The organism is Lentzea nigeriaca (genome assembly GCF_016907955.1).
GTDB classification, from domain to species: Bacteria; Actinomycetota; Actinomycetes; order Mycobacteriales; family Pseudonocardiaceae; genus Lentzea; species Lentzea nigeriaca.
Genome location: NZ_JAFBCX010000002.1, coordinates 235,318 through 250,036, shown reverse-complemented (window position 1 = coordinate 250,036; position 14,719 = coordinate 235,318). Strand labels below are relative to the sequence as shown.

At 68.8% G+C, this 14,719-nt stretch carries 18 protein-coding genes; 4 read left to right on the top strand and 14 right to left on the bottom strand.

Translation table 11 applies throughout. From position 1 onward, the window contains the following. The first annotated feature begins 10 nt into the window (after positions 1-10). Entirely contained in the window at positions 11-1,108 is a 1,098-nt protein-coding gene (locus JOD27_RS07505) for a UDP-N-acetylglucosamine 2-epimerase (protein WP_229812280.1), read from the top strand. 60 nt (positions 1,109-1,168) lie between these two features. Here the strand turns inward: JOD27_RS07505 and JOD27_RS07500 are convergent, their stop codons facing one another. From JOD27_RS07500 to JOD27_RS07455, 10 genes are all read right to left on the bottom strand, one after another. Beyond that, the gene (locus JOD27_RS07500; protein ID WP_204761394.1) at positions 1,169-2,392 is read right to left on the bottom strand and encodes an acyl-CoA reductase; all 1,224 of its coding nucleotides are present in this window, start codon (positions 2,390-2,392) and stop codon (positions 1,169-1,171) included. Further along, complete coding sequence (locus tag JOD27_RS07495; RefSeq protein WP_204761393.1) at positions 2,389-3,447, bottom strand: LuxE/PaaK family acyltransferase; 1,059 nt, start codon at positions 3,445-3,447, stop codon at positions 2,389-2,391. The genes JOD27_RS07500 and JOD27_RS07495 overlap by 4 nt, the downstream gene beginning before the upstream one ends. Beyond that, positions 3,444-4,820 carry an AMP-binding protein gene (locus JOD27_RS07490; RefSeq protein ID WP_204761392.1) on the bottom strand — a complete coding sequence of 459 codons (1,377 nt, stop codon included), beginning with the start codon at positions 4,818-4,820 and terminating at the stop codon, positions 3,444-3,446. The genes JOD27_RS07495 and JOD27_RS07490 overlap by 4 nt, the downstream gene beginning before the upstream one ends. Then, complete coding sequence (locus JOD27_RS07485) at positions 4,817-5,545, bottom strand: SDR family NAD(P)-dependent oxidoreductase (RefSeq protein ID WP_204761391.1); 729 nt, start codon at positions 5,543-5,545, stop codon at positions 4,817-4,819. The genes JOD27_RS07490 and JOD27_RS07485 overlap by 4 nt, the downstream gene beginning before the upstream one ends. Then, positions 5,538-5,771, bottom strand: a complete 234-nt coding sequence (locus tag JOD27_RS07480; RefSeq protein WP_189252571.1) for an acyl carrier protein — start codon at positions 5,769-5,771, stop codon at positions 5,538-5,540. Before JOD27_RS07480 ends, JOD27_RS07485 begins: the two co-directional genes overlap by 8 nt. A gap of 32 nt (positions 5,772-5,803) precedes the next feature. Further along, positions 5,804-6,502: an acyl-ACP--UDP-N-acetylglucosamine O-acyltransferase family protein gene (locus JOD27_RS07475; protein WP_204761390.1), complete on the bottom strand. Its 699-nt coding sequence runs from the start codon at positions 6,500-6,502 to the stop codon at positions 5,804-5,806. Between the two features lie 110 nt (positions 6,503-6,612). Continuing rightward, positions 6,613-7,866 (bottom strand): serine--tRNA ligase, encoded by a 1,254-nt coding sequence (serS, locus tag JOD27_RS07470; protein ID WP_204761389.1) that lies wholly within the window; start codon positions 7,864-7,866, stop codon positions 6,613-6,615. 85 nt (positions 7,867-7,951) lie between these two features. Beyond that, the gene (locus JOD27_RS07465; protein WP_204761388.1) at positions 7,952-8,407 is read right to left on the bottom strand and encodes a DUF350 domain-containing protein; all 456 of its coding nucleotides are present in this window, start codon (positions 8,405-8,407) and stop codon (positions 7,952-7,954) included. 21 nt (positions 8,408-8,428) lie between these two features. Further along, entirely contained in the window at positions 8,429-9,592 is a 1,164-nt protein-coding gene (locus JOD27_RS07460) for a glutathionylspermidine synthase family protein (protein WP_204761387.1), read from the bottom strand. A 6-nt stretch (positions 9,593-9,598) separates the two neighbouring features. Beyond that, positions 9,599-10,234 (bottom strand): hypothetical protein, encoded by a 636-nt coding sequence (locus JOD27_RS07455; protein ID WP_239566649.1) that lies wholly within the window; start codon positions 10,232-10,234, stop codon positions 9,599-9,601. Positions 10,235-10,426: 192 nt separating this feature from the next. Here JOD27_RS07455 and JOD27_RS07450 point away from each other — a divergent pair, with 192 nt between their 5' ends. Together JOD27_RS07450 and JOD27_RS07445 are read left to right on the top strand one after the other, a co-directional pair. Then, on the top strand, positions 10,427-11,446 hold the full coding sequence (locus tag JOD27_RS07450; protein WP_204761386.1) for a septum formation family protein: 1,020 nt from the start codon (positions 10,427-10,429) through the stop codon (positions 11,444-11,446). After that, the gene (locus JOD27_RS07445; RefSeq protein WP_204761385.1) at positions 11,443-11,793 is read left to right on the top strand and encodes a metallopeptidase family protein; all 351 of its coding nucleotides are present in this window, start codon (positions 11,443-11,445) and stop codon (positions 11,791-11,793) included. Before JOD27_RS07450 ends, JOD27_RS07445 begins: the two co-directional genes overlap by 4 nt. Here JOD27_RS07445 and JOD27_RS07440 read toward each other — a convergent pair whose 3' ends face one another. Genes JOD27_RS07440 through pheA form a run of 3 tightly spaced genes read right to left on the bottom strand, consistent with a single transcriptional unit; the run spans position 11,794 to position 13,572 of the window. Then, positions 11,794-12,072: a DUF7660 family protein gene (locus tag JOD27_RS07440; RefSeq protein ID WP_204761384.1), complete on the bottom strand. Its 279-nt coding sequence runs from the start codon at positions 12,070-12,072 to the stop codon at positions 11,794-11,796. A gap of 19 nt (positions 12,073-12,091) precedes the next feature. Beyond that, positions 12,092-12,685, bottom strand: a complete 594-nt coding sequence (locus tag JOD27_RS07435) for a histidine phosphatase family protein (protein ID WP_204761383.1) — start codon at positions 12,683-12,685, stop codon at positions 12,092-12,094. Further along, positions 12,682-13,572, bottom strand: coding sequence for a prephenate dehydratase (pheA, locus tag JOD27_RS07430; protein ID WP_204761382.1), 891 nt, complete (start codon positions 13,570-13,572; stop codon positions 12,682-12,684). The genes JOD27_RS07435 and pheA overlap by 4 nt, the downstream gene beginning before the upstream one ends. Positions 13,573-13,707: 135 nt before the next feature. Between pheA and JOD27_RS07425 the strand changes: the two genes are divergently transcribed. Next, positions 13,708-14,226, top strand: a complete 519-nt coding sequence (locus JOD27_RS07425) for a macro domain-containing protein (protein WP_204762021.1) — start codon at positions 13,708-13,710, stop codon at positions 14,224-14,226. A 45-nt stretch (positions 14,227-14,271) separates the two neighbouring features. Here the strand turns inward: JOD27_RS07425 and JOD27_RS07420 are convergent, their stop codons facing one another. Then, entirely contained in the window at positions 14,272-14,709 is a 438-nt protein-coding gene (locus tag JOD27_RS07420; RefSeq protein ID WP_229812279.1) for a GNAT family N-acetyltransferase, read from the bottom strand. Between the last annotated feature and the right edge of the window lie 10 nt (positions 14,710-14,719).

The following is a 14,719-nucleotide window of genomic DNA, read 5'->3' as shown; positions in this document are numbered from 1 at the left end:
TCTCTGCCGGGTGATTTCCTTCATCCTCGGCACCACCGCGGAACTGATCAAGATCGCACCCGTCTTCCACGCGATCTCCGAGCGCGGGACGAAGCCGCAGATCTGGTTCACCGCGCAGCACGTCGACCACGTCGCGGAGACGCTGGCCGACCTGCAGCTGCCCGAACCCAGCGTGTGGCTGGTGCCGAAGGAGCAGGCACAGCACATCGAGCGCCCGGCGCAGGTGCCCGGCTGGGCCGCCACCGTCATGAAGAACGCGTGGTCGCGCCGCCACGAGCTCAAGGCCATCCTCAAGGACGACGGCCGCCCGCCCCTGGTGCTGGTGCACGGCGACACGTTCACCACGCCGTACGGCGCGTTCATCGGCAAGCGGATCCTGCGCGCCCGTGTCGGCCACATCGAGGCCGGCGCGCGCTCGGGCAGCCTGCTGTCGCCGCTGCCGGAGGAGCTCAACCGCAAGCTCGCCGCGAAGATCGTCGACCTGCACTTCGCCCCGACGGCCAAGGAGGTCAACAACCTCCGCAACGCCCGCGGCGCGGTCATCAACACCGGCGCGAACACGGCGATCGACGCGATGCGTCTCGCCATCGACGCCGAGCCGACGTTCGAGCTGCCGGAGGAGTTCGGTCTCGCGACGCTGCACCGCTTCGAGCTGGTGTCCCGCCGGGACAAGTACACCGAGGCGCTGGAGCTGCTGAAGAAGGCGTCCGAGCGGATGCCGATCCTGTACCTGGCGGGCCCGCCGGAGCAGGAGCGCATCAAGCAGTACGGCCTCGGCCACCTCTTCGACGGCGAGCGCCTGATCATCAAGCCGAAGCTGCGCTACCTCGCGTTCCTGCCGATCATGGCGCGCGCGAAGTTCGTCGTCACCGACTCCGGCGGCCTGCAGGCCGAGTGTAACTACCTCGGCGTGCCGTGCGCGATCCACCGCGAGCGCACCGAGGACAACCACGGCGGCAACACCACGCTGCTGCTGACCGGCATGGACGGCGGCAAGCTGCAGGGCTTCCTGGACGACTACGAGTCGTACCGCCGTCCGTCCAAGATGGACGACTTCCACCCGAGCAAGATCGTGGTCGACACGCTGTCGAACATGGGCTTCTGCTGAGTCTCACAACAAGAACGGGCCCCGCCGTTGCGGGGCCCGTTTTCGTTGTGTCAGAAGGCTTTACGCCTGGACCGTGACGAGCCTGGTGAACTCGGCCAGCAGGTCGTAGCCGTCCCAGCGCTCGGAGAACGTGAGCGCCGAGCCGAACGGCACGATCCTGTCGATGCCCCTGCCCGCGAGGTCGTGCGCGAGATCTTCCAGCTCCTGCTGGGAGAACCCGAAGACCGACAGCGTCTGGTCCTTGCGCTCCACCAGGCTCACGAGCGCGTCCAGCGACGGCAGCGTGGCGAGCGGGAACGTGCCCACACCGAGCCATTCGCGCGGCACCTCGCCTGGCGAGGTGAGCTCCAGCGTGGCGACGGCGTTGCCGTCGAACCGGATCGAGGTGGCGTGCCCGTCGGCCGCGACCCCGTACGCCGACACGCGCTTCTGCACGGCCATCGCCGGCTCGACGACGAGTTCCTTCTGCGCCACCACGTCGATGAGCAGGCGGCGGAACTCCTCGCGACCGGCCTCGGCGCCCTTCTCGTCGCCGACCCAGAACAACGCCCGCGGCGACGCGCAGGCGGCCTGGTCGAACCAGTACGAGTCGTTGTAGAAGCCGACGGCGACATCGCGGCGCTGCTCCGGCGTCGCCGCTTCCCAGCCCGCGACGGAGATCGCCGCGAACGAGGCGCGGTCGGGGAACGTGACGTCGCGTGAGTGCGGCGCGAGCGGCATCTTGCGGACCTCGGTCACCGCGCGGTCGCCGCCCCAGATGACCCGCAGGTCGCAGGCGGCGGAGAGAGCGGCGGTGATCTTGTCGTCGCGGTCGTAGGTGACCATGACCTGGGTCTGCGCGACAGCCGGGTGCGCGTCCGCGAGCGCCGCGTTCAGCGCCTCGACCACGGCCTCGGCCGCACCGGCCGACCGCGGCGAGATCCGCACGACGTTCCTGTTGCCCGCGAGCGCGGACAGCGCCCACGAGTACACGAAGATCGTGTCGACGTTCGCCGGCGGCACGTGGAACACCATGCCGCGCGGGAACCGCAGGACGCCGGGGTTCGTCTCGACCGCCCGCAGCACCTTCGCGATCTCCCCGCGGCGCAGGAAGAAGCCCAGCGAGGCGAGCTCCGGGTAGCGGCGGGCGGTGGCGGGCGCGAGCAGCTTGCGCGCGAACGACACCAGGAAGTCGACGATCCGCTCGTCGCCGACCTTCAGCCGGCCGCCCTCGGGTTCGCTCGCGAGCCCGGCGAGCAGGTCGTCGACGTTCGTGTCCGGTCCGGCGGGGAATCGGCGCTTCATGCCACAGCTCCAGAGAAGGTGTCCGAGCAGCCGCGGGCCTCCGCACGCGGTAGGCGGCCGAGCACGGAGAACCGCTTGCCAGGCCAGTCGCCGTCGTCGATCCCGTGCACCACACCGAGGTCCTCGGTCAGCAGCACGTGGCCTGGGTAGCTGCGCGGCAGCGTGCTGATCACCTCGATGACACCTGGCTCACCGACCGGCTGCTCCTCCCACGTGTCCGGGTTGCGGATGATGACCTCCGCGAACTCCGGGCAGTACAGGGAGTTGCCGGAGGGACCCTCCAGGAAGACCGTGCCGATCTGCTCGATCATCCCGTAGTAGTTGTGGATCTGGGTGAGGCCCGTGTCCTCGGCGAACCGGCGGCGGAACTCGCTGTTGTCGACGGCGATGTCGATCAGCTTCTTCCAGCCGCCGGAGTGGATCAGGATGCCGTTGGAGAGGTCGAGCTTGTGTTCCTTGGCGACCTCGTAGAGGTACTGCCACACCATGAAGGTGAAGCCGAAGATGAGGAACGGCTCGCCGCCGTGCTTCTCCAGGAACCCCTTCACGGCCTCGACGTCCGGCTGGTCGTTCTCGTCGAGCGCGTAGACGTGCGCACGGCCGAAGTTCGCCATGCCGAGCACTCCGGCGCCACGGGCCGAGAACGAGCGGCGGTTCTTGATGATGCTGATCGTGTCGATCATCAGCATCGGCAGGCGCTTGCCGCCGAGCACCTCGCGCAGGGTCGCGCCGAGCATGCGCGGCTGCACCGCGGCGGCCTCCTTGTCGAGGTAGATCCGGGACGCGCCGGCACCCGTGGTGCCGGACGACGTGAGGACCTTGAACACCTCGTCGTCCGGGATGCTCTTCAGGTCGTGCGTCTTGAACATCCGCACGGGCAGCCACGGCAGGTCGGCCAGCCGGTCGAACCGGCGGCCCTTCTCGATGCCGAGCGAGGCCAGGATGCGGTCGTACTGCACCGAGTGCGCCCGGTGGTGCTCGGTCAGCTCGGTCAGTTCGGTCAGCAGCGCCGACTCGCGTTCGACCTGGCTGCGACCGAAAACGCTGTCGCTCATACCTGTGCCTCCAGGGACCGGTAGTCGATCTTCCCGCTGGGCAGCAACGGAAAACCGTCGCTCGGCCGCACGTCGAAGCCCGTGACGTGCAGGTGCAGGGTCTCGGACAGCAGCTTCGCCGCCGCCTTGCAGGTGTCGGAGTCCGCCTGGTCGAGCCAGACGACGACCTTGTCGCCCGCGGGCACGGCGACGGCGGCACCGTGCGCCTTCACGATCTGCTCGAGGTCGTCGAGGCTCACGCGGTTGCCGAAGATCTTGCCGATGCGCTTGATCCTGCCCGTGATGAACAGGAAGCCGTCCTCGTCGAGGTGGCCGAGGTCGCCGGTGACGAGCTCGCCGCCGACCACGTCGCCCAGCGCCAGCTCCGCCTCGGACTCGGCGTAGCCCATCATCACGTTCGGGCCGCGGTAGACGACCTCGCCGGTGACCCCCGGCTCGGTGAGCTCGGTGCCGTCCTCGGCGCGGATCGTGAACGTTCCGCCGGGCAGCGCCGGACCGACCGACCCGAGCTTCTCGGGCAGCCGCTCGGACGGCAGCGTGGCCATCCTGGGCGCGGCCTCGGTCTGGCCGTACATCACGAACATCCGGCCGCCGACCGCCGACATCTTGTCGTGGAACTCGGTGATCAGCTCCGGCCGCAGCTTGCCGCCCGCCTGGGTGAGCGTGCGGAGCGTCGGGTACTTGCTCGGATCGAACCGCAGCCGCCGGAGCATCTCGTAGTGGTACGGCACCCCGGCGAGCGACGTGGCGCCGTACTGCGTCACGGCGTCCCAGAAGCCGCGGCCGACGACGCCGGAACCCTCCAGCAGCACCGTCGCGCCGCGCACGAGGTGGCTGTTCAGCACCGACATGCCGTAGCTGTAGTGCAGCGGCAGCGTCGTCGGCGCGATCTCGTTCTCGTCGATCCCCAGCACCTCGGCGATCGCCTCGGCGTTGGCCTCGATCGCGGCACGGGACAGCCGGACGAACTTCGGGTTGCCGGTCGAGCCGCTCGTCGGCAGCAGCACCGCCAGGTCCTCGTGCGGCACGACGCCCTCGGCGTCCTCGCGCACCCAGTCGCCCGAGTAGCCGGGCGCCGGGTCCGCGTCGTGGATGCCGAGCACCGCTGCAGGCCGGAAGCGGGCGATCAACCCGTCCAGCACCTCGCGGTCCTGCGCCGGGTCGAGCAACGCGACCGGGCGGTTCGCCACCAGGGCGGCGAGATAGCTGAGCACGCCGGGCACGTCGGGTGAGATGCGCGCGAACAACACGCCGGGTGGCAGGTCGGCGAACGTCTTGGCCCGCTCCTGCACCCGTGCCTCGAGGTCCGCGCCGCCGATGACCTCGCCGGTCGTGGCGTCGAGCAACCGGGCGCCTGCGTGCAGCAGCTTCACAGCACCAGTCCTCCGTCGATCCCGAGCACCTGGCCGGTCACGAACGACGCGTCGTCACCCGCCAGGAACGCGATCACCTTCGCGACCTCGTCGGCCGTGCCGAGGCGGCGCAGGGCCGTGTCGTCCTTGATCTTCGCGAGCACCTCGTCGGACTGCTCGGCGATGAGGTCGGTCTGGATCACGCCGGGCGCGACCGCGTTGACGCGGATGCCGCTGCGCCCGAGCTCCTTCGCCGCGGACTTGGCGAACGCGCTGAGCGCGGCCTTCGACGCGGCGTAGACGGCCTGACCGGCGTTGCCGCGCTCGCCCACGATCGACCCGAGCAGCACGATCGAGCCGCTGCGCTTGCGCATCATGGCGCGCGCGGCGGCCTGCACGCAGGCGATGGTGCCCGCGACGTTCGTGCTGAGCGTCGTCGCGACGTGCTCGTCGGTGAGCATGCCGATCAGCCCGCCCTCCAGCACACCAGCGCTGGCGACGAGCACGTCGATGCGGCCGTGCTCCTTGGCGATCGCCTTGAAGACGTCCTTCACCGCGGCCGAGTCCGAGACGTCGAGCGCCACGCCGTGCGCGTCGATCTCCTGCGCCCTCTTGGCGGCCGTCTCCTCGTCCCTGCCCGTCAGAACGACGGTCGCACCGGCTTCGCGCAGAGCCCGTGCGGTCGCGAAGCCGATGCCCCGCGTGCCGCCGGTGACGACCGCGACCTTGCCAGTGAAATCACTCACTGACGCCGAGACCCTTGAGCATGTCGACGGCGACCTTGAAACTGCTCATGTCGATGACCTGCTCGGTCTCGAACTGCACGTCGAACTCGTCCTCGATGGCCGCGATCAGCGCCATGTGGCCGACCGAGTCCCACGCCTCGATGTCGCGGTACTTGAGACTTTCGACGTCGACGTCGTCGTCCAGCTGCAGGGCGTCGACGAAAACAGCGCGAAGGCGGTCGTTCATGTTCTCTCTTCCGAATCGGTGCGTGGACGGCGTCAGTGCTGCTCGGCGCGCTGGGTCCACGCCTTCAGCAGGGTGGTGAGCTCCTCCGGCAGACCGGCGGGAACCTCCGGCTCCTTCCCCGTGAGGAAACCCGTGAGCGCGGCGATTGATTCCTCGCCGCACCCGCGGCGCTGCAGGCCGATGACGTTGACGCCGGTCGTGCGGGCGGGGTTGCCCAGCGTGATCGTGAACGCACCCACCTCCTTGCGGATGGCGGAGCCGAGGCCGACCATCGCGCCGGGCCCGATCTGCACGCCCTGGTGCACGACGGTGCCGAGGCCGATGTTGCTGCCCGACCACACGTGGCAGTGCCCGGCGATCTGCACGGCGCTCGTGATGACGACGTTGTTGTCGACCACGCAGTCGTGCGCGATGTGCGCGCGGCCCATGACGTAGTTGTCGTTGCCGACCCTGGTGGCGTCCGTGACGCCCTGGTTGATCGTGACGAACTCGCGGATGCGGTTGCGGTCGCCGATCACCACACCGGGGCCCTCGACCTCGCCGTCCCAGCCCGCGACGTGCGGTGCGCTGAGGTATTCGGCCGGCCCGCCGATGCTCACGTGCGGTCCGATGAAGTTGCCGTCACCGATCCGGCACGGACCGGCGATCACCGTGTAGGGGCCGATGACGTTGTCGTCGCCGAGCTCGACCTCCGCACCGATGATCGCGGTCTCGTGAATGCGGTTCGCCACCTGGTCCGTCCTGCCCGTCGGTTGCCGTGTAACCCACGCCACCAGCGGATTCGCCGGGCGCGGACGGGTAGCCACTGTACCGGACCGGCTGGTTGGGCCGGCTGGGCCGCCTACTGCGGCTTGAGCACTTCCTGGCCGCCCATGAACGGCCGCATGGCCTCGGGGACGGTGACGGAGCCGTCGGCGTTCTGGTGGTTCTCCAGGATCGCGACGATCCACCGCGTGGTCGCCAGCGTGCCGTTCAGCGTGGCGGCGATCTGCGACTTGCCGTTCTCGTCGCGGTAGCGCACGTTGAGCCGGCGCGCCTGGAACGTGGTGCAGTTCGACGTCGAGGTCAGCTCGCGGTACTTCTGCTGCGTCGGCACCCACGCCTCGCAGTCGAACTTGCGGTGCGCCGACATGCCGAGGTCGCCGGTGGCCGTGTCGATGACGCGGTAGGGCACCTCGATCTTGGCGAGCATCTCCTCTTCCCACGCGAGCAGCCGGGCATGCTCGGCCTCGGCGTCCTCGGGCTTCACGTAGGAGAACATCTCGACCTTGTTGAACTGGTGCACGCGGATGATGCCGCGGGTGTCCTTGCCGTACGACCCGGCCTCGCGCCGGTAGCACGACGACCAGCCCGCGTACCGCTTCTCGCCGTCGAGGATCTCGTCGGCGTGGTAGCCCGCGAGCGGCACCTCCGACGTGCCGACGAGGTACAGGTCGTCGTTCGGCAGGTGGTAGATCTCGCTCGAGTGCGCGCCGAGGAACCCGGTACCCGCCATGATCTCCGGCCGCACCAGCGTGGGCGTGATCATGAGCTGGAACCCGTTGGCCGTGGCCTGCTGGGCGGCCATGTTGAGCAGCGCGAGCTCGAGCTGCGCGCCGACGCCCTTGAGGAAGTAGAACCGGCTGCCGCCGACCTTGGCGCCGCGCTCCATGTCGATCGCGCCGAGCTTGGTGCCCAGGTCGAGGTGGTCCTGCGGCTCGAAGTCGAACTCGCGCGGCTCACCCACCGTCTTGAGCACGACGAAGTCGTCCTCACCGCCGACCGGCGCGTCCGGGTGCACCAGGTTGGGGATCTTGGCGAGGAGCTCGTTGACCTCCTCGGCGGTGGCGTTCTGCTCGGCCTCGGCGGCCTTGACCTCGGCGGCCAGGTCCTTCGCCTTGGCGAGCAGCGCGTTGCGCTCGTCGCCCTTGGCCTTGCCGACCTCCTTGCCGAGCACCTTCTGCTCGGCACGCAGGGTGTCCGCGCGGGAGATGGCGGTCCGCCGGCGCTCGTCAGCGGACAGCAGGGAGTCGACGACACCCTCGTCCTCGCCGCGGGCGCGCTGCGAAGCGCGCACGATCTCCGGGTTCTCGCGCAACACCTTGAGGTCAATCACCCTGAAAAGGGTAGTCCCCGCCCGTTCCACGTCTCATCCGGATATCCGGAACGCGGTACGGGCGGGGACTGCGCGAAGCGTGCGATCAGCTGATGGCGACGGCCACCACGAGACCCAGGGCGACGTGCGCCGACGCGACGACGGCGGAAGCCGGCGCGAACTGGTCCGACTCGATGATCGAACCGATGTCGAGCTTGGTCACCCACTCCAGCAACCGGACGGCCGCGACCTGCACGATGATGCCGACCAGGCCGTAGACCAGGGCGGACAGCAGACCCTCGTCGAGCTTGCCCACCGAGCTGGTGATGGCGATGACGACGATGAACGCCATCGACAGCAGGCCGGAGGCGGTCACGATGACCGCGTTCGGGGCGCCGTTGCGGACGAGGGTGGACAGCTTGCCCGGCGTGGTCCAGTCGATCGCGTAGAAGCCGAAGACCATGAGGACGAGCCCGACGACGGCGTACAGCGCGATCGCGCCGATGTTCCGACCCAGGGTCGCGCCGAAGCCGGGATCCAACGCGAGCAGCGTGGTCGTCATGTGCTGTTCCCTTTCGGAGTCTTACTCAACAATTCGATGCGGCACGAACGCCGCGCCATCGTCGGTCACGAGACCGACCGTTTCCCGGATGCCGAGGCCTGCCGACGTGTCGCCGACGACCCAGGCACCCAATGCGGGGCGGTAGCCGTCGAAGTCCGGAAGCGGATCGAACAGCTGGTACACGAAACCTTCTTTGCCGTACACGCCACCGGTCTGTGTCTCGTAGCCGGGAGCGACGATCTGGATGTTCGAACCCTCGCGGCCGAGCAGCGGTTTGCGCACGTACTCGGTGAGCATGCCGGGGTTGTTCAGGTAGGCAGGGAGCAGGTTGGGGTGGCCCGGGTACATCTCCCACAGGATCGCGAGCAGCGCCTTGTTGGAGAGCAGCATCTTCCACAGCGGCTCGATCCACAGCGTGCCGGGCAACGACTCGACGGCGTGGCGGCCGAACTGCTCCTCGACCACCCACTCCCACGGGTAGAGCTTGAACGCCGTGCTCATCGGGGCCTCTTCGAGGTCGACGAACCGGTTGAGCAGCGTGTCCCAGCCGATGTCCTCCATCGCGATGCCCACGGTGTTCAGGCCGGCCTCCGCGGCCGTCTCCTGCAGGCAGGCGGCGGTGAGGTGGTCCTCGCCGGACGGGTCGGCGCTCGACCAGCTGAAGTGCAGCTCACCGGAGGGCAGCTTGGCGCCGATCTCCGCCCACCGCTCGACCAGCCGCTCGTGCAGCGAGTTCCACTGGTCGTCGTCCGGGAAGACGTCGGTCTTCCAGTACCACTGGATGTAGGCGGCCTCGAGCAACGACGTGGGGGTGTCGGCGTTGTACTCGAGCAGCTTCGCCGGGCCAGACCCGTCGTAGCGCAGGTCGAAGCGGCCGTAGACGTGCGGGTCGCGGCGGCGCCACGACTCGGCGATGTGCGGCCAGACCCACTCGGGGATGCCGAAGTCCCGGTAGCGCTCGGTCAGCACCACGTTGTCGACCGCGTCGAGGCACATGGAGTGGAGCAGCTCGACGTCGGCTTCCAGCGAGAGGATCTCGCTCATCTCGAACACGTAGTGCACCGACTCGTCCCAGTAGGGCCGGTCGGCGCCGTCGGCGTACTTCGCGGGCAGGCCGAAGACCAACCCCTGGTCCGACACTGTGCGCTGCCAGTTCGGCCGCGGTTGCGAGGTTTCTCGACGCAACTTCGGTCAGCCTCCGCTGCTGGACGAGCCGCTGCTGATGCCGAAGCCGCCGCGCTGCACCGTCGTGCCGGACTTGGTGGCGACGTTCGCACCCTTGGGGATGGTGTAGCTGCCGCCCGTGACCTTCTGTCCGACGACGCCCGAGCCGCCGTAGTTGTAGCGGTACGAGCTGCCACCGATGTAGATGAAGCCACCGCTCGAGTACCCGCCGTGGCTGCGGTAGTAGCTGTCGGAGCAGTAGTCGTCGTCGACGATGACGTTGTTCTGGTCCGTGCACTGCGCCGTGACGTTCTTCGGGCTGGCGGCCGCGTACCAGATCGCGACCAGCGCCACGACACCCACGGTGACACCGCCACCGATGAGCAGGCGCTTGCGCGTCTTGCGGCGCTTCTCGAACGCGGCGGACTCGGCGGCGAACCGCTCCTGCTGAGCCTTCAACGCGGCGGCACGAGCACGCTGCTCGGCGACCGTCGGCTGACGCGGCTGCGTCACGCCCGCCTGCTGCTGGCGCATGCTGCCCTTGCCCTTCACGGGCGGTTGCGGCTGCGGGGCAGGCTGGTACGGCGGCGGCTGTTGCGGCTCGCCGGGCTGCCCTGGTTGGGGCGTCGGCTGGCCAGGTTCTGGCAGGTTGTTGTCAGTCATCACCACTCCCGCGGGCAAGGTACCGAGCGAAGCAGCTGAAACACGGCCGATTGAGTGACGAGTGTCCTAATAGCAACACTCGACCCAACCCGGCGCACAGCCGTCTCACACAGCACGGGCATCATGGATGAGATGTCTCCGAGCGCCGGTTGGTTGAGTCGATCAGGTCACATCCGCGACACGCGGCTTGTGATGGTCGGCGCTTTCGTCGGAGCGTTCGCCCTGCTGATGTTGTCCGCGTTCACGTCCGTGCTGGCAGGAGGCCCGCTCAGCACCAAGCGCGAGCTCGTCAACGCGGCCTACCAGGCGAACGCTGGCGAGTGCCTGAACTGGGAGAAGGCAGATCTCTCCGACGCGCAGAAGGTCGACTGCGGCGCCGCCCACCGCTTCGAGGTCACCGGCACCGCCGACATCACCGCGCAGTACCCCAAGGAAGCGCCGTTCCCGAACGCCGAGGCCTGGGAGAAGATCGCGCAGGAGCACTGCGCGCAGGCGGCGAAGACGTACATGTCCGACAAGCTCGACCCGGAGGGCAAGTACGGCGTCAGCACGCTGAACCCCGACGAGCACCGCTGGTCGAGCGGCTACCGCCAGCTCCGCTGCGGCCTGCAGGTCACCGCGCCGTCCGGAGCCGCCCTCCCGTCGTTCGGCAGCGCGAAGAACCAGGACCAGTCGAACGTCTACGACCCCGGCATCTGCCTGGCGCTGGGCGAGAACAACACGGTCGGCGACCCGGTCGACTGCGCCCAGCCGCACGCGTTCGAGATCATCGGCGTCGTCCAGCACCCCGAGGGCGATTTCCTGCCGACCGACAAGCAGGACGCGATCATGTCGGAGAAGTGCGCGGCCATCGCCAACGAGTACACCGGCGGCGCCGACCTGAAGGCCAAGAACCTGCTCGTCACCTGGGACACCCGCTCCGACAAGAGCTGGGCCGTCGGCTCCCGCAAGGCCAACTGCAAGATCGGCGCCGTTCCCCAGGGCAACAACCTGGTGGCCTGGAAGGACAGCGTCCGCAACCCCAACGGCGCCCCGCTGACCACGGCGAACCCACCCCAGACCACCGCGGTGAAGCCCCAGGACGAGCCGACCGGCGCCCCGCTGCACTCGGAGACCGGCAAGCCGTCGGACTCGGCCAAGCCTTCGGACTCCGGCAAGCCGGACAAGCCGTCGTCCTCAAGCGCACCCACCACGACCACCGAGAACCGATGACCGTCGAGATGACCAGGGCTCGCTTCGACGAGCTGGTCGAAGAAGCCCTGGACATGATCCCACCCGAGTTCATGCACGCCATGAACAACGTGGTGGTGCTGGTCGAGGACCGCAACCCCGACGAGCCGTCACTGCTCGGGCTGTACCAGGGCATCGCGCTGACCGAGCGCAACTCGGACTACGGCGGCGCACTGCCGGACCACATCTTCATCTACCGCGAGGCGATCCTCGACATCTGCGACTCGGAGGACGACGTCGTGGAGGAAGTGGTGATCACCGTGGTGCACGAGATCGCGCACCACTTCGGGGTGGACGACGCGAAGCTGCACGAACTGGGCTGGGGTTAGTCACTCGTAGCGGCGGGCCGCGTCGAGGTGCTGGGCGAAGCTCCGCCACGAGGGCTCCAGCAGGTCCTCGGGAACGTCCGGTCTGCCCTCCACGACCACCGCCGCCAGGTAGGCCGCCCACGCCTCCAGGAACGCGCCGAGATCCCAATGCGCCCAGTCGCCGGGATCGCGGGCTTCTTCGACCTCGCGGACGTGGTCCTCGGACAGCAGGTTCAGGTAGGCGACGAAGTCGGCGGCGGTCTCCACGGCCCCGGAGTCGTTCGCGTCCCGAGGAGTCATCCGGACATTGTCCGACGGGCTAGAGTTCCACGCCCGCCCACGACCGGCACATCCAGCCGTCGCCGTCGCTCTCCAGCACCACGACCCCGGTGTTCGGCAGCAGGTTCTCGGCCAGCTCCACCGGCACGTTCGACGCCAGCGCCAGAGCGCCCATCCGCCCCGCGCCGCCATGCGTCACGACCATGACGGTGCCGTCCTGGCGGATGGAGTCGATGGCGCCGAGGAACCGGTCCAGCACCTGCTGCCCGGTCTCGCCGCCGCCGGGGAACGCCAGGTCCAGGGTGCCCTCGGCCCACTTGATGACCGTCTCCAGGTAGATCCGGTAGGCCTCGGTGTCGTTGCGGCCTTCCAGGGAGCCGACCTGGATCTCGTGGATGCCGGGAAGGATCTGCACGGGCAGGCCTAAGCGTTCGGCGGTCGGCAGAGCGGTTTGCCGGGCGCGCAGGCCGATGCTCGCGTAGACCGCGGCGATCTCCTCGCCGGCCAGGGTGTCGGCCAGTTCGCGGGCCTGCTTGTGGCCGAGCTCGGTGAGCGGCGGACCCGGCATGGCCGTGTCCAGCTTGCGTTCGATGTTCGACGCCGTCTCGCCGTGCCTGACCAGCAGCAACCTCACCCGCGTTCGCCCTTTCTGACAGCATCGACCCAAGCGGCTGCTGCGGCGAACTCGTCGTTGTGAGCCTCGACGGGCTCGTGGTCGGCCTTCGGGAAGGACCCGAGGAACCGGATCTCGCGCGAGTGTCGGTGCAGCGCGGCCAGCGCGTCACCGATCCTCGGTTCTGCGATGTGCCCCTCGACGTCGATGTAGAAGCGGTACTCCCCCAGTTTGCCCTTGGTGGGACGCGATTCGAGGCCGGTGAGATTGATGCCACGCAACGCCAGCTCGGTGAGCAGCTCGGACAACACGCCCACGCGGTTGGGGGTGGTCACGACGACGCTGGTGCGGTCTGCTCCGGTCGGCTCAGGCAGTGCGCCCGGTCGGCGCAGCAGCAGGAAGCGGGTGCGGGCGTCGGCCACGTCCAGCACGTCCGTCGCGTACTCGTCGAGCTCGTAGTGGTTCACGGCCACCGGGGCGGTCACGGCGGCGTCGAACTCGCCTCGTTCTACGGCGGCGGCGGCGGCCGCGGTGGACGACGTGGCGATCGAGGTGACGCCGGGCAGCGTGTCGGCGATCCACTCGCGGACCTGGGCCAGGGCGTGCGGGTGCGACGCGATCGTCTTGATCTCAGTCGTGCCGGGACGGACCAGGACGCTGAAGCGAACGTCGAGCACCGTCTCGGCCACCGCGATGACCGGTTCGTCGCGCACCAGCGCGTCGAGCGTCGCGGGCACGGCGCCCTCGACGGAGTTCTCGATGGGCACGCACGCGAACTCGGTTTCGCCCTTGCGCACCGAGGCGATGGCGAGCTGAATCGTGTCCACCGGGACGAGTTCCGAGCCGAAGCGGAGAGCGGCCTGCTCGGTGAAGGTCCCTTGTGGTCCGAAGTACGCAATGCGCTGCATCGCGTCAGCGTAGAGGCGCACATCACGCGTGTGTCAGCGGCCAAACCTGGGTTCCGTCAGGACCGTTCGAACTGGAATGCTTGGGGCGTGCCCGCTCTAGCGCCTGAACTCGTGTTGTGCGCGGTCGACGAACCGATGGCGAACGCTTGGCTCGCCGTCGCGGCCGGACGCCTCGGCGTGCGGGTGCATCGCGGGTCCGTGCTGGACATCAACGCCCAGGCCATCGTCAGTCCCGCCAACTCGCAGGGCTGGATGCGCGGGGGCATCGACGCCGTCTACGCCACGGCGTTCCCGCTGGTCGAGAACAACGTCCGCAGTGCGGTACTCGCGCTGCACGGCGGTGAGCTCCCCGTGGGCGAGGCGCAGATCGTGGCGACGGGCGAGACCGAGCCGGCGTGGCTCATCAGCGCGCCGACCATGCGGCGGCCAGGCGAGCGGCTGCCGGTCGACACGGTCCACCCCTACCTGGCCGCGCGAGCGGTGCTGAGGCTCTGGCTCGAGGGGCGTCTGGAGGACGGCACGCCGGTGCGCGACGCCGTCCGCACCATCGCGATGCCGGGGCTCGGCACCGGGGTGGGAGGCGTCGCGCCGTCCACGTGCGCGCATCAGGTCGCGACCGCGTGGGACGAGGCGTTCAACCCGCTGCATGTGTAGAAACCTGTGCACAACCCTGTGGACAAGGTTGTGGACACCTGTGGACTACTGGCGAGGTGCGACCCATCGTTCCAGGTCAACCTCGTCTGTGATGGGGATGCCGTAGTCCCCAACCGCAGGGATCTCGGGTTTCAACTTCCTGGCCTCGCGCACCGCGTCCGGTCTCAACGCCGCCAGCTTGAAGCCACGGCGCTGGTAGAAGCGCAACGCGTCGAGGTTGTCGTTGGTCGTCGTCAGACGCACCCGGCTGCAGCCGAGCGTGCGTGCCTGGCGAACCGCGGCGTCGACCAGCGCGGTGCCGACGCCGCGGCCCCGCCGCAGCGCGTCGATCGTGACGATCTCGAGCTGGTGGTTCGCCACCGCATAGGTCAGCAGACCGAGGACGTGGCCCTGCTTCTCCACGAGGAAGCCCGGCAGACTGGCGGGGAAGAACACCTCGCCGTGCGCGACAGCTGTGTGCGCTCCCCATAGCTCGAGTACCAATCGGGCAACA